This window comes from Streptomyces liliifuscus (genome assembly GCF_016598615.1).
In the GTDB taxonomy this organism is placed as follows: domain Bacteria; phylum Actinomycetota; class Actinomycetes; order Streptomycetales; family Streptomycetaceae; genus Streptomyces; species Streptomyces liliifuscus.
On the sequence record NZ_CP066831.1, the window covers coordinates 272,431 to 293,487 of the forward strand.

Here is a 21,057-nt window from a genome sequence, read left to right on the forward strand (position 1 = left end):
AGTGGCTCGTCACGCAGCCTTGGCCGGGTAATCGACCTGCTGCTCGGCGGCCAGCAGACTGTCTCCAAGTCCTGATCTCGAAGGTGGTCGTGGGACGTCGACCCCTGCAAGAGTGCGCTGGTCGACGGATCACGAAGGCGCAAGGGGCATCAGATCGTGGCCCTCGCAGTGCGGACGGGGTGCACTACCGCAGCGTGCTTCCAATATCAGCGGGAGGCACCAGTGGGCGCCTGGTTGAAGCTCGCGCGATAGGCCGTGGGCGTGAGTCCAACCCGGCCGACCATGTGCTTGCGGAGGGAGTCCGCGCTGCCCAGACCGCTCTTCCTGGCTACCTGATCCATGGGCAGCTCGGTGGTCTCCAGGAGCTCTCTGGCCCGGTCGATGCGCTGGTGCAGCAGCCATTGGAGCGGGCTCAGTCCAGTCTCTGCGTGGAAGCGCCGGGTGAGGGTGCGCACGCTCGTCTTGGCGTGACCGGCCAAGTCGGTCAGGGTGAGCGGGTGATCAAGGTGTTCGAGCGCCCAGACGCGAGTGGGGGCGAATGAAGTGCCGCGCTCCGGCGGCAGCGGGGTCTCAATGAACTGGGACTGGCCGCCCGGCCGTACGGGAGGGACGACCGCGAGCCGCGCAGCCGCGTTGGCGGCCGACGCGCCGTAGTCGATCCTGACCAGATGCAGGCACAGGTCGATGGCGGCCGCGGCGCCCGCCGAGGTGAAGATGCCACCGTCCTCGACGAAGAGGGGGTCGGGCTGCACATCGATTGACGGGAAGCGGGTAGCGAGGTCGCCTGCCAGCCCCCAGTGGGTGGTGGCGCGGAGCCCGTCGAGCAGGCCGGCCTGGGCCAATACGAACGCACCCGTACACAGGGAGGCGATTCGTGCGCCGGCGGCCGCGGCTTTCCGCAGGGCGTCGAGGGTTTCGGTGGGAGCCTGCTCGCCGCCGCTGCCGACGGCGATCACCGTGTCGGCGCCCTCCAGCGCGTCCAGGCCGTCCGGCACCACGATGTCGGGGCCGCCTACGGTCGGCATCGGGCCGGGCCGCGCCGTACAGACACGCACGTCGTAGTGCGGAACGCTGTTGAACACCATGAGCGGGATCGAGACGTCGAAGTTCAGTACGGGCGGCACGATGACCGCGGCGACGCGATGCATGGCCAGATCCTCCGGATGGTTGGCATTGTGGCCACTATTCCACGCAGCCGCAGAGCGGCACCGTTGTCCGCATGAAATCTCATGTGATCGTGGGCCGCGGGGCCGCCGCGTCGAAGACCGCTCTGCTGCTGGCCGAGGACGGCGAGCGGGTACGAATGATCAGCCGGACCGGCGGCGGGCCCGACCACCCGCTCATCGACAAGGTCGCCGCGGACGCGACCGACACCGATCGGCTCACCGAGCTGACGGAGGGGGCGGACACGCTGTTCACCACCGCCGCGCCGCCGTACCACCGCTGGCCCGAGCAGTTTCCGATCTTGTCGGCGTCGCTCCTGAGCGCAGTGAGGCGGACCGAGGCCGCGTATGTCATGCTCGGCAACCTCTACGCCTATGGGCCGGTAAGCGGGCCGATCACGCCGGACTTCCCCCTGGCCGCGACCGGCCCCAAGGGGCGGAGCAGGGCCCGGGCATGGGAGGAGGCCGCCGCCTCGGGGGTGAAGGTCACCGAGGTGCGGGCCGCCCAGTTCTATGGCGCCGGCGCTGTCTCGGTGTTCAGCCTCATGGTGCAGCGGCAGGTCATGGAAGGCAGGCTGGCCCTGGTGCCGCAAGAACTCGACGTGCCGCACAGTTACTCGGGGATCGGCGACACCGCACGCACGTTGGTCGCCGCGAGCCGCAACGAGCAGGCGTACGGCCGTGCCTGGCACGTACCCACCTCGACCCTGTCGGTGCGGGAACTGGCCGGGCGACTCGCCGATCTCGCGGGTGCACCGAAACCGCGGATGGAAGAGATGGCCGAACGTGACCTGACCCTGCTGGCGTTCACCGAGCCGTTCTGGGCGGAAATGCACGAAGTACTCACCAAGCCCGGTCACCCGTTTGTCATCGACTACTCCGAGACCGAGAAGATCCTCGGCGTGAGTGCCACCCCGGTGAACGACGTGCTCCGGGAAGTGATCTAGAGCGGCTTGTCACGCGGCCTTGGCCGGGTATCCGGTCCACGAACGGATCGGTGAGTCGGGTGCGAAGCTAATCTTCGGCTTGGCGCGGGCATTGCGCCAGCGGACGTAGGCGGCGATCGCGGCGTTCTGCTCCTCATGGCTGCGGTGATCGGTGCCGTTGAGTGCGAAGTAGCGCAAGGCTGCGAACTCGGCCTCGAACCAGTTCAACCAGGAGCCATAGGTCGGCAGGAAGACGAGCTCGACCTCGTGGTCGGCCGCCCAGGCGCGGACCTTGGCATGCTTGTGTGGGGAGAAGTTGTCCAGCACCACGTACAGCTTCTCCCCGGGCCAGCGGGTGCGCAGGGACTTGAGGAGATCGAGGAACTCGCGCCACCGCTTGCGCGGGCGGATGCGGTAGTAGAGCTTGCCGGTGGCCAGGTCGAGGGCGGCGAGCATGTGCATCACGCCGTGGTAGCGGTTGTAGGTGGCCCGCAGCCTGCGCGGACGCTTCACCGGCCCCCACGCCTTGCCCTTGCGGGGCATCAGGTTCAGCGGCCCGAACTCGTCGACGCATATCACCCGCCCGTCGGCCGGAGGATTGTCGTACAGCGCCAGGACACGGTGCATCTTGGCGATGAACTCCGGGTCGGTGGACGCCTTCCACGTGGTGGTGGTCTTCCAGGAGACCTTGCCTTCTCGCAGGATCCGGCGCAGGGTCTCCCGGCTGATCGCCGCGATCACCTTCTGCTTGATGAGGTGTTCGGCGAGCTTGCTCAGGCTCCAGGTGGAGAAGGCGGTGAGTCGGCGGGGGACGTCCGGGCGATCAGGCAGATGTGCTCACGCACCTCGTCACTGATCGTCCTGGGGCGTCCCCCGCTCCATTTTGGGTCCAGTGCGTCGAACCCCCGTTCGTTGAAGGCGTGGATGACATCGCGGACGTAGTCCTCGCTGACCTGCATCAGCGTGGTGATGTCCTTGACCGTCCGGCCCTGGGCGGACATCAGCACCACGATCGCCCGGCGGAGTTTGACCGGGTCTTTGCCGGTCCGGCCGATCCGCTGCAGCTTCCGGCCTTCCTCCATGCTGACCGGCCGGACGAACACACCGGGTCGACGTCCCACGACCACCTCCAAGATCAGGTCTCGGAGACAGTCTGCTGCCCAACGACCAGCAGGCCGATTACCCGGCCAAGGCTGCGTGACGAGCCACTAGCGAGGTGCCGCGAGTACGTCCCGGAGTACGTTCGCGAGCGTGACGCGGGCCAGCTCGCGTCTCAGGGTCTCCTCGATGCCCTCATAGACGCCCTGCATCGCCGGCTGGATGCCGTAACCCACCACGCATCCCTGGTCCGGAGTGGTGCGGTGCATCGCGAACAGCGGGCCGGGCTCCACCGCCTCGTACACGTCCAGCAGGGTCATCGACTCCAGCTCGCGCGCCAGCGACCAGCCCGCGCCCACGCCCCGCCGGGACTCCACGAGCCCGGCCCTGCGCAGCTCGCCGAGCAGCCGCCTGATCACCACGGGGTTGGTGTTCGCGCTGGCCGCGATCTGCTCGGAGGTGGCGACCTCATGGCCCTGGCGCTGGTAGAGACCGATCCAGGCCAGCGCGTGGGCGGCAATGGTCAGCCTGCTGTTGGCGCTCATGAACCCCTCCTCTCGGCCGCAACGCTTTATGTTACGACAGCACAGTCGTAACAACAAAGGTTGCAACAGTCTGTCGTAACAATTAACGTTGCGACTGTCGCGAAGGGTCAATCAACGAGGTGGGAAGAATGAGCAAGCCACTCACGGGCAAGGTCGCCCTGGTCACCGGAGGGTCGCGCGGACTGGGAGCCGCGACCGTACGGCTGCTGGCCGAGCAGGGCGCCGACGTCGCCTTCACCTACGTCAGCTCCGAGAAGCAGGCGCAGGCCGTCGTCGACGAGGTGGGCGGCAAGGGAGCCAAGGCCATTGCCTTCCAGTCCGACCAAGCAGACACGAGCCGGGCGCCGGCGCTGATCGACGACGTGGTCGCGCACTTCGGCGGCCTGGACATCCTCGTCAACAACGCGGCGATCTCCGTGGCTGGCACGGTGGACGACCCGGACGCCGACACCGCCGCACTGGACCGGATGCACGCCACCAACTACCTCGGCGTGATCGCCGTCATCCGGGCCGCCTCCCGAGTACTGCGCACGGGCGGCCGCATCATCACGGTGAGTTCCGGGCTGGGCTCCCGGGTCGGTGCCCCCGGGCTTGCCGACTACTCGGCGACCAAGTCAGGGATCGAGAGGTACACCATGGGGGTCGCACGGGACCTCGGGCCGCGGGACATCACGGCCAACGTCGTGGAGGCCGGACTGATGGAGGGCGGCATGCAACCGCCGGACCCCGAGACCCTCAAGGCCCTGGTCAGCTCGCTGTCCCTGCAACGCAAGGGTCACCCCGAAGAAATCGCCGCGGCGATCGCTTTTCTGGCGAGCCCCGCCGCGTCGTACGTCACGGGCGCGGTGCTGGACGCCCACGGTGGCTACAACGCCTGATCCGGAACCCTGCCGCGCGCCCCGGAGGACATCACGCCTTCGGGGCGCGCACCGCCGACGTCCCGCACATGCGTGAACACGCCTCAAGAAGACCGGATCGTGATCGCGTTACGAGCTCTCGCAGGACCTCTAAGCCTTGATTGGTGCGGCCGACCTGGCGGCTCGCTCGATCTTCGCGCAGTAGGCCGCACGGGCTTCCTCGTCGATCTGCTTCTCGTGTTCGGCGCGCACCCCGGTCCGGCCGTCGAGGCCCTCGCGCAGGATATCGGCGTGCCCGGTATGCCGGATGGACTCGCCGAGGACATGGACCAGGATGGCGAACAGGTTCGTGTTGGGATACGGCTCCGGCCACCACGGCACGTGGCCGGGGGCGTCGAGGGGAAGCTCGTTGATCGTCGCGTCCGAGTGCTCCCACGTGCGCCGGTAGAACCCGATGATCTGATCGCGGGTCTCGTCCTCGGCCGCCCACAGATCGCTGCCGTTGTAGTCCTGCCACCGGGGCAGCGGTTCCGGGGAAGGGCGGTCGAAGACCTCTCCGAAGTACCTGGCCTCGACGGTGGCCACGTGCTTGACCAGGCCGAGGAGGTTGGTCCCGGTCGCCGTCAAGGGCCGGCGGGCATCGTATTCGGACAAGCCGTCGAGTTTCCAGAGCAGCGCCTCGCGGTCCCGCCGCAGTCTCCCGTGCAGATTGTCCTTCGCGAATCCATCGATCATGCGGCATGAGCCTGCCATGGGCTGCCGGTGGCCTCAAGATCCCGTACGTGGTCCGCAACGACCGGCAGAGCCGAGGCCGACCATGGCCGCCGCCCTGACCTGCTACAAGAAGCTCGCGAAACTTGCCATGCGGGACAACCTCTTAACTTGTCGTTTTTGGTCCGCCGTCGAACAGGGCTCGAACTTGTTCGGGGTTTCTCCTCTTCACGGCATGTCCGTGGGCCTGGGGCCGGATCCTGCTGGAGGGAGTGGCGCGGCGGTGGAGGCCGGATCGTGGAACGGGTCGAGCACGGGGTCCAACGAGACGCGTTCGCGGCGGTGACGGCGTTCCGTACCGAGCTGTACGCGTCCCTACTCGCCCGGGGCGACGCACTCTTCGAGCTGTGCGACGCCTTGGCTGTGCACCGACGGTCCGGTCCGTACGCTCGTGGACCTGGCTCTGGCGCCCGAGCATCGGCGGGGACGCGGCGCCCTGTACGCCGGGTTGAACCAGGGCAGGATCGACGTCGCCCGGCTGCGCCGGTCCTTGGCCGGGGTGCCGTTGCCCCGAGCCGCCGACGGGCGCCTCGTGCTCGCGGTGGATGTGTCCCCGTGGCTTCGGCCGGACGCCGACACATGCTCGGACCGATCGTTCTGCCATACCTTCGGCCGAGGCCTGGGCAAACACCAGATGGTGCCCGGCTGGCCGTACTCGATCGTCGCCGCGCTGGAGACCGGTCGCACCTCCTGGACCGCGCTGCTGGATGCGCTTCGGCTGGAACCTGGCGCCGACCTCGCGGCCGTCACCGCCGACCAGGTCCGCGAGGTCGTCGAACGCCTCATCGCAGCGGGCCAGTGGCAGCGGGGTCAACCGGACGTCCTCATCGTCCTCGATGCCGGCTACGACGCACCCCGCATCGCGCACCTCTTGGCGGACATGCCGATCGAGGTCCTGGGCCGGCTCCGGTCGGATCGGGTGATGCGCAAGCCGGTCCCGGTCCCGTGGATCTGCCCGCCGCAGGGCGGGCGTCCCCCGAAGCACTGCGGCGAGTTCGTATTCGGCGATCCAGTCACCTGGGGCGAGGCGGCGGCCGTCACCTCGACGACGACGGAGCGGTACGGGACCGCGACCGCGCAGGCATGGGACCGGCTCCACCCCCGTCGGACCCGCAGGGCCGCGTGGGGGAACCACGACGGGCCGTTGCCGATCATCGAGGGCAGGGTGATCAGGCTAGCCGCGGCGAAGCTGCCCAGCGGCGGAGTCAACAAGCCGGTCTGGCTGTGGTGGTCGGGCACCGGAGCCACCCCCGAGGATGTCGAACGGTGTTGGCAGGCATTCCGGCGGCGGTTCGATGTCGAGCACACCTTCCGCCTGCTCAAGCAGACCCTCGGCTGGACCTGGCTCGTCCTGGCCGCCCACGCACAACCCCGCCTCGCCCGTCCCCTCACCGCAGATCTCCGCCGGCCGTGGAACGGCCAGCGGAACCGAACAGGCTCACCCCGGCCCGGTCCGCCGGGGGTTCAGGAACCTGCACGCGAAGACGGGCACGTCGGCCCGTGCACCGAAACCCACCCGACCCGGACCCGGCCCCCCCATGGCTCGAAGAACCAGCGGCCCGTCACCCGCTACGCCGTTGGACGCGTGCTCGCCACCGGGGAGTCCTACACCCGACCCGCACACCACAAGAAGGGAACTAAGCCCCGGCGAACGACCAACGACGGCCGTGATCGCGGCACGGAATAAGCGGCTGTCAGCCGATGTCCCAAGATGCCAGGCTCGTGTTGCAGTGCAAGCAGCGGAACAGGTATGCGGTTGGCTCGCCAGTGCGGTCCAGCCCCCGCAAGAACTCCTCGGTATCTGTCGGCGACCAGCCGTAACGCCGGTGATCTGCACGGAGCATGACGAGGGCCTCTGGGTAGGCCTCAAGCTCGCGATACCCGGCAGGGCCGAGAAAGGCCGCGCCGTCGCCACAGTGGTACAGCCAGGTCTCCTGCTGCCAACCCGCAAAGCCGGGAGTGCGTCGGGTGATTTCTTCGACGACCGACAGCGGCACGTCGTCGGGGACGTCAACTGCATCGCTGAACATCGCAGACATGTCGGAGTCCCCATCGCCTCCGCCTGAGATGCTCAGGGCCAGCGACGCTGCCCCGGACTGGATGCAGTGAAGGCAGAGGGAATCTGGTTGCCGACCGTAGACAGGTCCTTGATAGCGGATCTGGCGATCCAGGCCACAGACACTGCAGACATGGTCGGTGCGCAACGCGGACCCGGAGGCCAGCGGATCGGGGTGGTATCGAAAGGTCGGCTCTGCCACGGGACCATCCTCCCAACCAGAAGCGGGCACCGTGAAGCCGGTATCCGTTTGCCGCGATGCGGCACCCGCTCACGCGAAGATCAGAGGTTAAACGGCGAGCTTAAGGGATGTCCTGTATTGCTCGTCGGGACGGTCCATCCGGCGGAGGCGAGATTGTGTAGACGGGCGATGCCGAGCATGGCGTGGTGGATGCCGTCGCCTTTGAGGCGACAGTCGCGCAGGATCTTCCAGCTCTTCATACGGGCGAAGGTGTGCTCGATGCGGGCGGGAACCTGTTTGTGGGACCGGTTGTGTTCCTCCTTCCAGGCCGGGAGTTCGGCTTGCCCGGCCGCTCGCCGGTGCGGGATCACCAGTCCGGTGCCCTGGTAGCCGCCATCGGCGATCGTCGTGGTGGTGCCCACAGCAGCCTTGGCGTCGGATTCCTCCCAGCCGCGGGAGTCATGGCGATTGCCGGGCAGCGGTCGGCCGACCACGACGACCAAGCGGGTGACGGCGTCGATCACAACCTGATGGGTAGTCGAGTAGCAGTAGTTCTTGGACTGTTCGGCGATGGAATGGTCGCGAGTGGGCACCACTGTGCCGTCCACGATGAGCACGGTGTCCTCGCGGAACCGCCGACGAGGCTGGAGCGCGAGCCAGGGGCCGAGGTGGTCAATGATGCGGTCGGCCGCGGACTTCGAGATGGCGAAGAGCGGGGCAAGCCGACGCGTCGTCAAGTGTGTGCGCCAGTACGTCGTCACGAACAGCGCGCGGTCTTCCAGTGGCAGACGCCACGGACGGCCCCGCCGCACGGCATCCGCGCCCTCCCGTCGCTACGCGGACACCAATCTGCCGAAGCAGCGCGGGCTCAGCGCAGTGAATGGAGCTGCCCAGGACGGCTCGGACGCCGTGATCACAACTGCTGCCACAGCCCGTCATCATCGCAAGGCAAGGTCGCTTCGCCTCGACCAAGATGGGCGCCCGCGACTACACGCTCCGTACTGCAATGCCGGCTCAAGCTGCGATGTCGGCCTCGGGTCGGAGGGCAGGGCCGAGCAGCAGACCACCGTCCAGGACGAATTCCGAGCCCGTGGCGAAGGATGCGTCCTGGGAGGTGATGAAGAGCAGCAGGCGGGTGATGTCGGCAGGTTCGGCCAGGCGGGGAATGGCGAAGGGGTCGGGCGAATAGAAGTCGGCGATGGCCGGCTGGCCTGCGACGGTGGGTTCATTGATCAGCGGTGTGGAGACGACACCGGGGTGGATGGAGTTGACCCGGATGTTGTCCCGTCCCAGCTCCAGCGCGGCCGTTTTGGTCAGTCCGCGCACGGCCCACTTGCTGGCGGTGTAGGGGGCGTAGAAGGCCGTGCCAACGTGGGCCATGGTCGAGGCGATGTTGACGACGGTTCCGCCACCGCCCCTGCGCATCGACGGAGCCACGGCCCTGATACCGAGGAACTGTCCGGTGACATTGACGCTGAAGGTGTGCTCCCAGCTGCGGAGTTCGGTGTGCTCGATAGGGGCCGCAGGGTTCTGGACGCCCGCGTTGTTCACCAGGATGGTGACCGGCCCGAAGTGGCCTTCGACTTCTCGCACAGCCGCCGCCCAGTCGTCCTCGCTGGCGACATCCAGGTGAACGGACAGAGCCCGATGACCGAGCTGAGCGGCGAGATCGCGGCCGGCGTCGTCGTCGCGGCCGGCGATGACGACGTTGGCTCCCTCGGCGTAGTAGCCCTGCACATGGCTGCTGCCCATGCCCCCGCTGCCGCCCGTGACTATGACGGTCTGGCCCTCAAAGCGTTTCATAGTGCATCATTCCAGTCGCATTAGTGGTGAGCTGAGTGACTCACCTCTTCTCTCAAGGTAAGAGCTGGACCGGAGGTGAGTCAAGTGACTCACCTCGCAGTGACGGGCATACTGGAGGGCATGACGGCACAGCCTTCGGAATACCACCGGCGCGTGGCAGCGCAGAAGCGGACGTCCATCATCGAGGCAGCGACGAAGCTGTTCCTCGACTCCGGCTACGACGGCACCTCGCTGGCCCGCATCGCCGAGGCGGCCGGAGTGTCGAGGGCGACTCTGTTCAAGCAGTTCAGCACCAAGGCGGCCCTGTTCGAGGCGATCGTCACCGAACACTGGAAGATCGACGACGAGGAGGCGCCTTCCCCCGAGCCAGGCAACCTCCGCGCAGGGCTTGAGACCATCGGACACCGATACGTGGCGCTTCTCACCCAGCCCGGCATGGCCGCCCTCTTCCGCATCGTCATCGCCGAAGTACCGCGCTTCCCGGAGCTCGGCGAGACCCAGTTCAAGCTCGGCAAGATGCCCTACTTCGAATCGGTCCGGCGCTACCTGGCGGCGGAAAACGCCGCCGGTACAGCCCTGCTTGACGATGCGGAGATGGCAGCGACCCAATTCCTCGGGATGATCTCCAACTACGTGTTCTGGCCGCGGATGCTGCTCGCCCGCTGGGAGCCCGACGACTCCTCCGTCATGAACGCGGTCGATCAAGCGGTGCTGACCATGGTCGCCCGATACGGCGCGCCGGGGCCTCACCGCGCCTGAGAGACCAGCGCCTCACCGCTCCGCGTAACCAGCCCCGGTACCTCCCGCACAGGCAGGCCCCGCGACCCCGTCCAGAACACGATCGCCCACACCAGTTCCGGAGCTACTTGGACTGCCGCCTTCGCGATGGAGGTGCACCCGACAGCCCCCGGCCCCGCGGTCGGTCGAAGCCAAAGACCGATTACGGGACAGCCCTCAAGCGCTGTCCCGTAACTGCTGGTCAGAGGAGATGACTTTGGGACGTCTCACGGAAGGGTCAGAGACTGAAACGGCCACATGTCCCCTCAGCCGCCTACGATGCGGGTATGTCATCGTCTGGGATCGCTCCGGGAAGCCGTCGCGGGGGAACGAGATCGACTGGCCTGGCGCCGGCGCGAGCGGATCGGATCATCAGAGTACTGTCGTGGTGGTGGGCGTCTGCGCCCCTCCTCCTGTTCACCCCGGCGATCGCGTATGCGATGGGGTTGCCGGACGTGAGACGAGAGATCGGCTGGGCCTTCGGCCTGATGGCCCTGTTCACTGCCGTGTTTGCGTCGGCAGCGGGATTCGTGGTGGCTCAGGTTGGGGACCGGCGAGAAGCACGCGGGCGATTCCTGATCATGGCCGTGTTGTCCAGTGTGCCGATTCTCTTCTTCTTGTTCTTCGGAGTGCTGTTCCCCGAGTGCCCGGACGGGTACCACTGCTAAGGGCTGCCTCGTAACTGCAGTCACCAGGTGTCTGGCGTGATCACGGCTTCGGAGTCAACCTTTGCGCGGCTTGGAGCCTGCCGACTCCGAAGAGTCGGCGCCGCTGGCAGAGCTACTTGAGCGCATGGAGTTGGTTGGGCAAGGTAGACGGAATCTTCGAGATGTACCCTCTTCAGGACCCGGCTCCAGCTGGAACGTGAGCGGTTGGCAGAGAGGTCGGCCCACGGGACGCAGGCCCCGCGGAACTGTCCAGAAAGTAGCGGTGGTTGAGACTAATTCCGTCCTCGTTGTCGCTCTCTCCGACGCCGACGTTCCTGCTCGACCATTCTTTGACGGGTTCTCTCCTTGATGGCGGCGCGGCTAGAGGGAAGACCGTGCTCGCGCGCGTACCTCTGTTCCTGCATCGGCCAGATGATTACCACGAACACCATCCACACCAACAGAAGCAGGCCGAGCAGCCCAAGCGCACACCATCCGACCATCGGCCATGAGATGTCATGCATCCGCCCGAGTAGGGCCAGTACTGCGCTGGTGGCAAGCGTGCCGAGCACCGCGATGCCGACACCTTCCAACCACCGTTCCAACCTGGGCGACATGACCCACCCCCTGTCGCCCAAAGTAGCGGGATGCGAGGGCAAGCGCCTCCCAAATCGATGACGATTCGAGCAACGACCCTGGGTAAGGGTTGTCCCGCGATCGCCGACGGGCGTGCGGCGACAGCTACCAACCCTCGCAGCATTGCCGGGCTCGTCCGCATGAGGACGATCCTGCGCCCCCTGATCCACCGCATCTGACGCCGCATGCTGCTCCACCAGGAATTACGGGACAGCCGGCGGATGACTCCTAATGTGGGCACGGGCCGCTGACCAAACGGTGTTGCGTGAAGTGAGGAAATCTCGCGTGCGTCTACCCGGCCCAGCAGAGCCTGCCGGTGTACGCCGCCCCCGTGACGTCGGGCCACGTACCGAGCCGGGTCAGACCGGGCTTCACGCACATGTCGCGCTCATTGGCGCCCTCGACGTGGATGATGATGTCGGGGCGGCGCGTCGCAGTGCCCGTACCAGCCGTAGAGGTCCTTCCAGTGGAAGCCGCATGTGAACTGCGCAGCGGCCTGCTCGTCAGCGGCCGCGGCGCTGGCTGTGGCGCCGACTGACAGCAGCCCAGCCGTGGCGAGCGCGACGGCCAAGGCGGTCGCTCCTTTCAGCGGCATTGCCTTCTTCATGGGTTCTCCTTTGATCGACGATGCTGGTCACAAGCGGGCACGACCGGTATGGAGATGGGCCGTCCAACCGTTTCCGCTCCGCCTCGAAGTTCCGTTGAAGCGGGTCGGCAACGTGGCTGTTGCGGCCGAATCCAGTCCAGGTGTAGAGGCCCAGACGTTGTTCACGTTCGAAACCCTGGTGCCGAACAAACAACTGCTGAAAAATGTGACGGCGTCGTCCGGGTGTGACGTGGGGGAACGGGGATCTACGGGGAGGTGCGGCGATGCCGCGCAAAGAGCGACCGCTGGATGCCGGGGACGGTCCGTTACTGGAGTTCGCCACGGGCCTGAGACAGTTGCGGCAGAAGGCGGGTGGTCCGTCGTACCGGAAGCTGGCGGAACAGGCGCACTATTCGATCTCGACCTTGTCCTCCGCGGCGTCAGGACAGCGGCTGCCGACACTGGCGGTGGCACTGGCCTACGTACGCGCCTGTGACGGGGACTTGCAGGAGTGGGAGCAGCGGTGGCGCGAGGTGGCACGCCACTTCGGAGAGGAGGACTCCGCCCCCGGCGAGGCAAAGGAGTCCGGCACGCCGCCGTATGCGGGTCTGCGCCCGTTCCGTGAGCAGGACGCGGAGTGGTTCTTCGGCCGGGAGCATCTGGTGGCCGAGCTGGCCGAGCGGCTGGAGCGGCAACGGTTCGTGATGGTGATCGGGGCTTCGGGCGCGGGCAAGTCGTCGTTGTTACGGGCCGGGCTGGTGCCGCGGCTGCGGACAGCCGCGACGACGGTGGTGCTGACGCCGGGACCCCGGCCGCTGGAGGAATGTGCGGTGCGGCTGGGCGCACTGGCCGCACTGGCCCCGGGCACGCTGTACAGGGAGTTGCGGGAGGATCCGGAGAACCTGGGACGTGTGATGCGGCAGATCGCCGCACGTGCCGACGCGGTCGACGGTCATGTGGTGCTGGTCGTCGACCAGTTCGAGGAAACCTTCACCACGTGCCAGGACAACCATGAGCGGCAGAGCTTCATCGAGGCACTGGTCACTGCCGCTTCGGCCGGGTCCGGCCGGTGCCGGGTGGTACTCGGTGTGCGAGCCGACTTCTACGCACACTGCACCCACAACCCCCTGCTGGTGGAGGCGATGCGCGACACACAGGTGCCGGTCGGACCGATGACCCTCGACGAGTTGCGCAGAGCCGTGGTGAGACCGGCCCAGCAGGCCGGTTGTACCGTCGAGGGCGCGCTGCTGGCATCGCTCACCGCCCATGCGCACGGCCGGGCCGGAATGCTTCCGCTGCTGTCGCACGCGCTGCTGCAGACCTGGCGCCGTCGTCGCGGCAACGCGCTGACGCTGGAGGCGTTCGAGGCAGTGGGCGGACTCGAAGGCAGCCTGGCACGCACCGCCGAGGAGTTCTACGGACAACTGGAGCCGGCGCAACGGAAGCCTGCCCGGCAGGTGTTCGTGCGACTGACCGCGCTGGGCGACGGAACGGAGGACACCCGCCGGCCGACGCGCCTGGAGGAACTCCAAGGGCTCGCCGAGCAGTCCGACGGTGCGGACATCGCCGACGTACTGGACCGGGCGGCCCGAGCACGGCTGCTGACACTGGACCAGGAACGAGTGGAACTGGCCCATGAGGCGCTGATCCGCTGCTGGCCCAGGCTTCATGGATGGCTGACCGAGGACCGGGAAGCCTTACGGATCCTGCGCCAGCTCACCAGCGCGGCACAGGCGTGGGAGGCGCTGGGGCAGGATCCCGGTGCGCTGTACCGAGGCACGCGGCTGGACATGGCCGCCGCGCTCGACCGTACCTCCTTGTCCATGAAGGAGCGGGAGTTCCTCGACGCGAGCCGGGCCGCCGCGGACAGCGAACAAGCTGCCGCCCGCCGCGGTGCCCGCCGACTGCGTCGGCTCACCGTGCTGCTCGCCGTGCTCCTGGTCACGGCATCGGCCGCCGCCGTGTACGCCGTGCGCGCACAGGGCACCGCCACCCGGCAGCGCAACATCGCCTTGTCCCAGAAGGTCGCGGACCAGGCCACCGCACTGCGCTCCACCGACCCGGCGCTCGCCACCCAGCTCAGCCTCGCCGCCTACCGTCTGGCCCCGACCACCGAGGCCCGCAGCAGCCTGCTCAGCACCTTCGCGACCCCCTACGCGACACGGCTCACGGGTCACACCGACAACGTGAACGCCGTGGCCTATCGCGCCGACAGCCGCACGCTGGTCACCGGCAGCAGCGACAACACCGCCCGGCTGTGGAACATCACCGACCCCTATCGCCCTCGCCCGTCGGCCACCTTGACCGGGCACACCGAGAAGGTCAGTCATGCCGCCTTCAGCTCCGACGGCCGCACCCTGGCCACGGCGAGCTGGGACGACACCGCCCGGCTGTGGGACGTCGCCGATCCGCGCAAGCCGCACCGCACGACCGTGCTGCGCGGCCACACCGGCGACGTCAACGCCGTCGCGTTCAGCCCGGACGGCACCGCCCTCGCCACAGCGAGCAGCGACAGCACCGTGCGGCTCTGGGATGTCTCCGATCCGCGTCGCCCCCGCACCACGGCCACGCTGCGCGCCGACAACAAGTCAAGCGCCGCGCTCGTTTCCGTGGCCTTCAGCCCCGACGGCCACACCCTGGCCGCGGCCGGCTTCGATCGCACCGTACAGCTGTGGACTCTCAACGCCTCCGGGGGCGCCCGCAGGTCGGCCACCCTGACCGGCCATACCGCCGCTGTCAGTTGGGTGGTGTTCAGCCCGGACGGGAAGACGCTGGCCAGCGCGAGCTGGGACCGGACCGTGCGGCTCTGGAATCTGGCCTCCCCCGGACGCCCGGTCCGGTCGGCGACCCTGACCGGCCACACCGACGGAATGCGTTCCGTCGCGATCAGCCCGGACGGACGCACGCTCGCCGGCGCAAGCCTGGACCGCACCGTGGGGGTGTGGGACATCAGCGACACACGCCGACCGAGGCGCCTGACCGTGCTGACCGGGCACACCGACGCCGCCGTCTTCGTGGCCTTCAGCCCCGACGGGCGCACCCTGGCCAGCGCCGGCGACGACCAGACGGCCCGCCTGTGGGACCTTGCCACCCCTACCGCCTACGGTCACACCGACACCGTCTGCGCGGTGGCGATCAGTCCCGACGGCCGCACCCTGGCCACCGGAAGTCACGATCGCACCGCCCGCCTGTGGGACATCACCACACCTCGCCGCCCCCGCGAACTCGCCACCCTCACCAGGCACAAGGACGCGGTGTGCGGGCTGGCGATCAGTCCTGACGGCCGTACCTTGGCGACCGGCAGTCACGATCGCACCGCCCGGCTGTGGGACATCACCGCACCCCGCCGCCCCCGCGAACTCTCCGCCCTCACCGGACACGGCAACCACGTGAACACAGTGGCCTTCAGCCCCGGCGGCACCACCGTGGCCACCTCCAGCTTGGACGGCACCGTGCGGCTCTGGGACGTCAAAGACCCACGTCGACCCCGCGAGTCGACCTCCGCGATCGAACATGCCAGGGGCGCCAACGCCGCCGCCTTCGGCCCGGACGGCGCCGTCCTCGTCACCGGGGGTTGGGACCGCAAAGTACAACTGTGGAACGTCAGCGACCCCCGCCACCCAAAGTGGCTGGACACCTCCCCGGCACTCTCCGAGGGGGTCAGCGCCGTCGCCTTCAGCCCGAATGGCGACGCCCTGGCCACCACGGAATTCGGTGGCAAGACGCGCCTGTGGAGTGTCACCGGCCGCCGCCTGCATCAGACAGCGGCTCTCGACGGCCACGTCGGCGCCGCCTACTCCCCCGCCTTCAGTCCCGACGGGAACACCCTGGCCACCATGGGCTCGGACGGGACGGCCCGCCTGTGGGACACAAGAGATCCGAGCCGCCCGCACGCGCTGGCCTCTCTCAGCAGCGAAAACTCCTACATCGCGGCAGCGTTCGGGCCCGACGGTCACACCCTGGTCACCGCAGGCGCAGACCGCACCACCCGCCTGTGGGAGACCGCCCCGAAACGCGTCGCCGAGCGCGTATGCCGACTCAGCCACCCCACCGTCACCCGCTCCGAGTGGAAGGAGCACTTCGGAAACCTGGCCTACCGGCCCCCATGCCTGTAACAGCCGGGGAGCCGAATCACGATGGTGCGCGGCAGGATGCGACATCCCGAGCAACGAGCTGGCGCATGAACAAGTTGGTGCGCCAGTAGTCAACGATCGGTCGCACGCGATCTGACAGGTCCAATGCCCACTGGCGCCGCCCTGCTCGACCAGGCCGCCGAAGGGTGCGGAATGCGCCTGGAGAAGGCCTTGGTGGACCAGGGCCTTCTCCAGGCGACTGTGAGTGGGAAGAGGCGGCGGCCTGCACCTACACCGAGGATCCGGACCGCGTCGGGGTGCTGCGGGCGGAGGCCGAGGCTGCCCGGGAGGCGGATCTGCCGACCGCGAGGTCAGGAAGGAGCTGATCGGGCGGGATCTGTGGTTGTGGCCGGGTGCGTGCCCTCCTCCCCCTGCGCGGCAATCAGCGGTCCCAATAGCCACGTGCCCGGCCCTGCCCGTCCGCCGGGGCCGGGCAGTTGTGTCGTGTCGGCCACCGTGAGCGGCTCCTGGCAGGCGTCGCAGGCCACGACCGGCGTGGTGACGTGCCCGCAGGCGTCGTGGCGGATCCGGGCGGGCGGCCCCGCGGGCCCCGCGTACCACTTGTCGCCCCAGGTCATCAGCGCCAGCAGGACGGGGTAGAGCTCCTGCCCCTTCTCCGTGGCCACGTACTCCTCGCGCGGCGGGCTGTTCTGGTACCGCTCGCGGGTCAACACGCCTTCCTCGACCAGTCGGGCCAGCCGCGCGGCGAGAACCTTGCGGGACAGGCCGAGGTCCTCCGCCAGTTCGTCGAAGCGGCGGATGCCGACGAGGACGTCGCGCATGATCAGGGCCGTCCAGGCGTCGCCGAACAGGTCGATCGAGCGGGCGATCGAGCACGCGACATCAGAGAGGGAGGTACGGGTCACCCTTCGATGGTATCGAGTGTGGGTTCCCTGAGGGAACTCACCAATGCTAGGTTCCCTCAGGGAACCTGACCCAGAACGTCGAGGGAGCCTGCCATCTCCGCCGCCCCGCACATTGCACTCGACTCGGTCGGGCCCGCGGCTGTCGACGGCCGCCACATCCGGGCCCTGACCTTCCAGTCCGTACGGATGGAGTACCTTCGGCACGTGCTGTCGGAGCTGAGCCTCGCGGCGGCTGACAGCCGGGCGCTCGTCGTCGGCAGCGGGCGCGGCCTTCTGGCCCGCGGCCTCACGCAGCTCGGTTTCGAGGTCGTCGCCGCCGATCCGTCCCCCGCCGCGACGGCCCTCGCCCTGGATGCGGACGACGGTCTGGGCGTCACGTACCTGACGACACCCGCGGAGGAACTCGACCTGCCGGACGACTCCTTCGACCTCGTCTACTGCGCCGACACCCTTGAGATCACCGAACGGCCGGACGCGGTCCTCGCACAGGCGGCGCGTGTGCTGCGCCCTGGTGGGGCCTTCGTCTACGACACGGTGAACCGCACCCCCGCGTCCCGCCTCGTCTACCTCGGCGCCTTCCAAACCCTCCCCAGCACACGGATCATGCCCCGCGGCCGTTACGCCGCACACCGGCTGCGCCGACCGGTGGAGCTCGCCGAGTCCCTCGACCGAGCGGGGCTGTCCGCGCAGGACGTCTCGGCGTTCAAGCCGCGCAACGTACGCAGCCTGGTGCGCGCGACGCGCGGGCGCAGGCGTGGCCCGCTGACCGACGATCAGCTGCCGGCGCTGGTCGACATGGTGCTCGAGCCGGAGGGCAGCCCGGTGGTGACCTATCTGGGGTATGCGGTCCACCGGGCATGAGCCACACCGCCGACCCCGGACCGGCCATCCCGGGCGCACCCCAAAATGGCATCGCCAGTTCCTACCCGGCCGAGCCCCGCTGTCAGGCCGTATCGCAATCTTGTTGAGGTGCGCTGGTCGAGCGGTGACCAGTACGACGATTGTGCCGTTCGTCAGGTGTGGGGGAATCGCTGTGGATCGTGGATGACGAACTGTGGGCGCTGATGGAGCCGTTGCAGCCCACCCGTGCAGGAGCTGCTGCACGCCCTGGATGACGCGGACGACAGCATCAACGCCTCTGCTGTGATGACCGGGTATCCGCGGGTCGCTGGGCTCCTCCCTCGTACCTGTGCCACTCCTCGGTGTGTAGTGGCGAGCCCGCTCGTCGTGGAGTGCACAGCGGGCGACTTGGAGCTCGCGGGAAATTAAGGCTTGAGTCGTCTCGGGACGTCTCCTGGGGCCGTCGCAGGCTCGTCGGCACGGCTGACAGTCGTTGTGACCGTGCAGGAGTTTCAGGCGAGGCCCTCGATGAAGCCCGAGAGCATGGTGAGCAGGATCCCAGGCTGTTCCAGGTGCAGGTCGTGGCCGGTGCCGGGGATGCTCAACGCCATGGTGGCGGGTCGCTGCCGAAGCATTTCGTCGCCTTCCTGTGCAGGGATGAAGCTGGATTGCGCCAGGACGACCAGGGTCGGGCAGGCGACCTGCCTCCACTCGTGCAGGAAGGAACGCTGGGCGTTCTCCGCCAGCGAGCGGACCATTACGTCCCGGTCGAAGCGAGGCCACCATCCGCCGTCGCCTTCTTCCAGTCCGGCCGCCCAGCCCGCTCCGACCGGTCCGCCGCCGAGGAAGGCGGCTACCGCCTCGCGTGAGGGGAACGGTGTCGGCCACGAGTCGAGCCATCTGCCGATGTCCCCGGGGCTGTTCGGATTTGGACCGCCGGAGCCGGCCTCGACGAGCACGAGCGCGCGGACAAGTCCGGGATGCGCGGCGGCGGCGAGCATGGCCGTGTGCCCGCCCAGCGACTGGCCGACCAGGACAGGCCGCTGCAGCGCCAGCTGATCGACAACGGCGATGACATCGGCGACGTAGGCGGCGCGGGAGACGTCCCGCGGGTGGCGCTCGCTGGCGCCGTGCCCGCGCTGGTCGAGGGCGACGACCCGATATCGGGGGCTCAACTTCCGTGCCAGCACGTCCCATTCACCCGCGTGACCGGCCAGGCCGTGCAGAAACACGATGGGCTGTCCCGTCCCGCCCCAGTCCCGGAAGGCAAGCCGGACGCCGTCTCGCACCACCACGTGTTCAGACCATGCCACGTCGGCTCCCAGGAAATCGGCTGGCTTTGATCATGCCGCAACCGCCTCGGGGCGTTCGACGAGCCAGCCACGTCCGAAGCGGACTCCGGCGCCCGCGAGAGCGACGAGGTGGGGTGCGTCCACAGCCCTCCACCGTTGCTGGGCGGACTCGACGAGTTTGAAGACCATGGCCAGGGCGGCTGTGAGGGAGCCGGCCCCGCAGGTGGATCGGTGAAGGCTCGATCGCCGAGCGCATGCTGATCGACTCGCGGCGCCCAGCCCTGTCCATGACTTCGTCGACCAGCCCTCTCGGGACCAGTTCCGTGGGCACCCCGATCGCCACGTGATCAGTCAACCTGCCATCGACTACGGCTCGTTGACGCTGCGAATCCCCACCAGCCATATCCAGTGGGCCAGCCCGCCCGGCCTCGCCGACTCAGCGGCATTGCCATCTGACCCGGCTCGCCTGACGGTGTCACCGCGGAATCCAGCCATCCCGCGCAGAACCCTTCGCCCCACGGGGCCGCACCCATGATCGTCCGTCCGTCCGGCCAGAGGACGACCGATACAGTGCGCGAGACAGCAGCCTGGTCAGAGGGGAAGCATGACCGACACCAGCAACACCCGACCCGCCGACAGCGAAGCGCAAGCGCCACGGCAGAGCCGACTGCTCCGCCTGATGCGCTACATCCCCCTGATCGCCCCTGTCCTGCTGTGGGCCGTGCCCTGCTGGGTGCTCCTGCACGCCGGTCAGCACTGGCCGCTTCCCGTCGCGCTGGTCGGCACCGCGCTGTTCGCCCTCGGCCTCGTTGGTATGCCGCTCGCGATGGGGCGCGGCCACGGCCGACGCCAGCAGGACCGGGCGGCGATCGTCGGTGACACCCTGCTGGGCGCCAGCTGGGTTCTGTTCACCTGGTCCGTTCTGCTCGGCGTCCTCTTGCGGCTCGCCCTGACCGTGGCCGGCGTCGGCGAAGGCCAGGACCGGGCCCGAATCGTCACGTGGGCTGTTCTCGGCGTAACGGCTGTACTGCTCGCCTGGGGGTACGCCGAAGCCCGCCGCGTGCCACGCGTGCGCCGCCTCGACGTACAACTCCCGCGGCTGGGTGCCGGGTTGGACGGCACCCGCGTCGTCCTCATCACCGACACCCACTACGGCCCGCTCGATCGCGCCCGCTGGTCGGCACGGGTATGCGAGACCGTGAACACCCTCGAAGCCGACCTGGTCTGCCACACCGGCGACATCGCGGACGGCACGGCCGAACGCCGCCGCGCCCAAGCCACCCCGCTCGGCACCGTGCGAGCCACCCGGGCCCGGGTCTACGTCACCGGAAACCACGAGTACTACAGCGAGGCCCAGGGCTGGGTCGACCTGATGGGCGAACTGGGCTGGGAGCCGCTGCGCAACCGCCATCTGCTGCTCGAACGCGAAGGCGACACCCTCGTGGTCGCCGGCGTGGACGACGTCACCGCCGAGGCCTCCGGACTGGCGGGCCACCGCGCCCACCTCGCCGGAGCCCTGGACGGCGCCGACCCCGACCTACCCGTCCTGCTCCTGGCACACCAGCCCAAGTTCGTCGACCGGGCGACAGACGCAGGCATCGACCTTCAACTCTCCGGCCATACCCACGGCGGCCAGATATGGCCCTTCCACCACCTGGTCCGCATCGACCAGCCCGCCCTCGCCGGCATGAGCCACCACGGCACCCGCACCCTCCTCTACACCAGCCGCGGCACCGGCTTCTGGGGCCCGCCGTTCCGCATCTTCGCCCCCAGCGAGATCACCCTGCTCGTGCTCCGCTCTCCGCACCTGCCCACCTCGCCCTAGCACCGGACAGGCCGATGCATCCCCTTTGAGCAATCCACGAGCCGAGGGCCGCGGC

Annotated in this window: 17 protein-coding genes and 3 pseudogenes; 7 read left to right on the top strand and 13 right to left on the bottom strand. The window is 68.4% G+C overall.

Annotated features, from left to right (window positions below; genetic code table 11):
- Positions 1-206: 206 nt before the first annotated feature.
- Complete coding sequence (locus JEQ17_RS01175; RefSeq protein WP_200393403.1) at positions 207-1,148, bottom strand: GlxA family transcriptional regulator; 942 nt, start codon at positions 1,146-1,148, stop codon at positions 207-209.
- 71 nt (positions 1,149-1,219) lie between these two features.
- Here JEQ17_RS01175 and JEQ17_RS01180 point away from each other — a divergent pair, with 71 nt between their 5' ends.
- Positions 1,220-2,110, top strand: coding sequence for a Rossmann-fold NAD(P)-binding domain-containing protein (locus tag JEQ17_RS01180; RefSeq protein ID WP_234047982.1), 891 nt, complete (start codon positions 1,220-1,222; stop codon positions 2,108-2,110).
- Positions 2,111-2,119: 9 nt separating this feature from the next.
- Here JEQ17_RS01180 and JEQ17_RS49805 read toward each other — a convergent pair whose 3' ends face one another.
- The 3 genes from JEQ17_RS49805 to JEQ17_RS01190 all read right to left on the bottom strand — a co-directional run bounded on the left by JEQ17_RS49805 (position 2,120) and on the right by JEQ17_RS01190 (position 3,732).
- Positions 2,120-2,830 (bottom strand): IS630 family transposase, encoded by a 711-nt coding sequence (locus tag JEQ17_RS49805; protein ID WP_234047983.1) that lies wholly within the window; start codon positions 2,828-2,830, stop codon positions 2,120-2,122.
- 32 nt (positions 2,831-2,862) lie between these two features.
- The gene (locus tag JEQ17_RS49810; RefSeq protein ID WP_234047984.1) at positions 2,863-3,210 is read right to left on the bottom strand and encodes a helix-turn-helix domain-containing protein; all 348 of its coding nucleotides are present in this window, start codon (positions 3,208-3,210) and stop codon (positions 2,863-2,865) included.
- Between the two features lie 87 nt (positions 3,211-3,297).
- On the bottom strand, positions 3,298-3,732 hold the full coding sequence (locus tag JEQ17_RS01190; RefSeq protein ID WP_200393404.1) for an Rrf2 family transcriptional regulator: 435 nt from the start codon (positions 3,730-3,732) through the stop codon (positions 3,298-3,300).
- 128 nt (positions 3,733-3,860) lie between these two features.
- Between JEQ17_RS01190 and JEQ17_RS01195 the strand changes: the two genes are divergently transcribed.
- Complete coding sequence (locus tag JEQ17_RS01195; RefSeq protein ID WP_200393405.1) at positions 3,861-4,610, top strand: SDR family NAD(P)-dependent oxidoreductase; 750 nt, start codon at positions 3,861-3,863, stop codon at positions 4,608-4,610.
- A 129-nt stretch (positions 4,611-4,739) separates the two neighbouring features.
- Here JEQ17_RS01195 and JEQ17_RS01200 read toward each other — a convergent pair whose 3' ends face one another.
- Positions 4,740-5,324 carry a DinB family protein gene (locus JEQ17_RS01200; protein ID WP_200393406.1) on the bottom strand — a complete coding sequence of 195 codons (585 nt, stop codon included), beginning with the start codon at positions 5,322-5,324 and terminating at the stop codon, positions 4,740-4,742.
- 273 nt (positions 5,325-5,597) lie between these two features.
- Here JEQ17_RS01200 and JEQ17_RS01205 point away from each other — a divergent pair.
- Positions 5,598-7,047, top strand: a pseudogene (locus tag JEQ17_RS01205) (NF041680 family putative transposase).
- A 7-nt stretch (positions 7,048-7,054) separates the two neighbouring features.
- Here the strand turns inward: JEQ17_RS01205 and JEQ17_RS01210 are convergent.
- The 3 genes and pseudogenes from JEQ17_RS01210 to JEQ17_RS01220 form a co-directional block, all read right to left on the bottom strand.
- Positions 7,055-7,618 carry a CbrC family protein gene (locus tag JEQ17_RS01210; RefSeq protein WP_200393407.1) on the bottom strand — a complete coding sequence of 188 codons (564 nt, stop codon included), beginning with the start codon at positions 7,616-7,618 and terminating at the stop codon, positions 7,055-7,057.
- Positions 7,619-7,698: 80 nt separating this feature from the next.
- Positions 7,699-8,526: pseudogene (locus tag JEQ17_RS01215) on the bottom strand (transposase).
- Between the two features lie 85 nt (positions 8,527-8,611).
- Complete coding sequence (locus tag JEQ17_RS01220) at positions 8,612-9,400, bottom strand: SDR family NAD(P)-dependent oxidoreductase (protein ID WP_200393408.1); 789 nt, start codon at positions 9,398-9,400, stop codon at positions 8,612-8,614.
- 120 nt (positions 9,401-9,520) lie between these two features.
- Between JEQ17_RS01220 and JEQ17_RS01225 the strand changes: the two genes are divergently transcribed.
- Entirely contained in the window at positions 9,521-10,159 is a 639-nt protein-coding gene (locus tag JEQ17_RS01225) for a TetR/AcrR family transcriptional regulator (protein ID WP_200393409.1), read from the top strand.
- Between the two features lie 1,592 nt (positions 10,160-11,751).
- Here JEQ17_RS01225 and JEQ17_RS49815 read toward each other — a convergent pair.
- Together JEQ17_RS49815 and JEQ17_RS01230 are read right to left on the bottom strand one after the other, a co-directional pair.
- Positions 11,752-11,841, bottom strand: a complete 90-nt coding sequence (locus tag JEQ17_RS49815) for a DUF6355 family natural product biosynthesis protein (protein WP_234047985.1) — start codon at positions 11,839-11,841, stop codon at positions 11,752-11,754.
- Positions 11,842-11,848: 7 nt separating this feature from the next.
- Positions 11,849-12,067, bottom strand: coding sequence for a hypothetical protein (locus JEQ17_RS01230; protein WP_200393410.1), 219 nt, complete (start codon positions 12,065-12,067; stop codon positions 11,849-11,851).
- Between the two features lie 263 nt (positions 12,068-12,330).
- On the opposite strand from JEQ17_RS01230, the gene JEQ17_RS01235 reads away from it, so the two are divergent.
- Positions 12,331-16,161: an nSTAND1 domain-containing NTPase gene (locus JEQ17_RS01235; RefSeq protein ID WP_200393411.1), complete on the top strand. Its 3,831-nt coding sequence runs from the start codon at positions 12,331-12,333 to the stop codon at positions 16,159-16,161.
- Between the two features lie 329 nt (positions 16,162-16,490).
- On the opposite strand, the gene JEQ17_RS01240 is transcribed toward JEQ17_RS01235, so the two are convergent.
- The gene (locus JEQ17_RS01240; protein ID WP_200393412.1) at positions 16,491-17,045 is read right to left on the bottom strand and encodes a winged helix-turn-helix transcriptional regulator; all 555 of its coding nucleotides are present in this window, start codon (positions 17,043-17,045) and stop codon (positions 16,491-16,493) included.
- A gap of 111 nt (positions 17,046-17,156) precedes the next feature.
- Between JEQ17_RS01240 and JEQ17_RS01245 the strand changes: the two genes are divergently transcribed.
- Entirely contained in the window at positions 17,157-17,906 is a 750-nt protein-coding gene (locus JEQ17_RS01245; protein WP_267924834.1) for a class I SAM-dependent methyltransferase, read from the top strand.
- Between the two features lie 491 nt (positions 17,907-18,397).
- Here the strand turns inward: JEQ17_RS01245 and JEQ17_RS01250 are convergent, their stop codons facing one another.
- Together JEQ17_RS01250 and JEQ17_RS49825 are read right to left on the bottom strand one after the other, a co-directional pair.
- A complete protein-coding gene (locus JEQ17_RS01250; protein ID WP_200393413.1) occupies positions 18,398-19,198 on the bottom strand; it encodes an alpha/beta fold hydrolase in 801 nt (266 codons plus the stop codon).
- 30 nt (positions 19,199-19,228) lie between these two features.
- Positions 19,229-19,402: pseudogene (locus JEQ17_RS49825) on the bottom strand (IS256 family transposase); the annotation flags it as partial.
- A gap of 379 nt (positions 19,403-19,781) precedes the next feature.
- Between JEQ17_RS49825 and JEQ17_RS01255 the strand changes: the two are divergent.
- Positions 19,782-21,002, top strand: a complete 1,221-nt coding sequence (locus JEQ17_RS01255; protein ID WP_200393414.1) for a metallophosphoesterase — start codon at positions 19,782-19,784, stop codon at positions 21,000-21,002.
- Positions 21,003-21,057 lie beyond the last annotated feature (55 nt).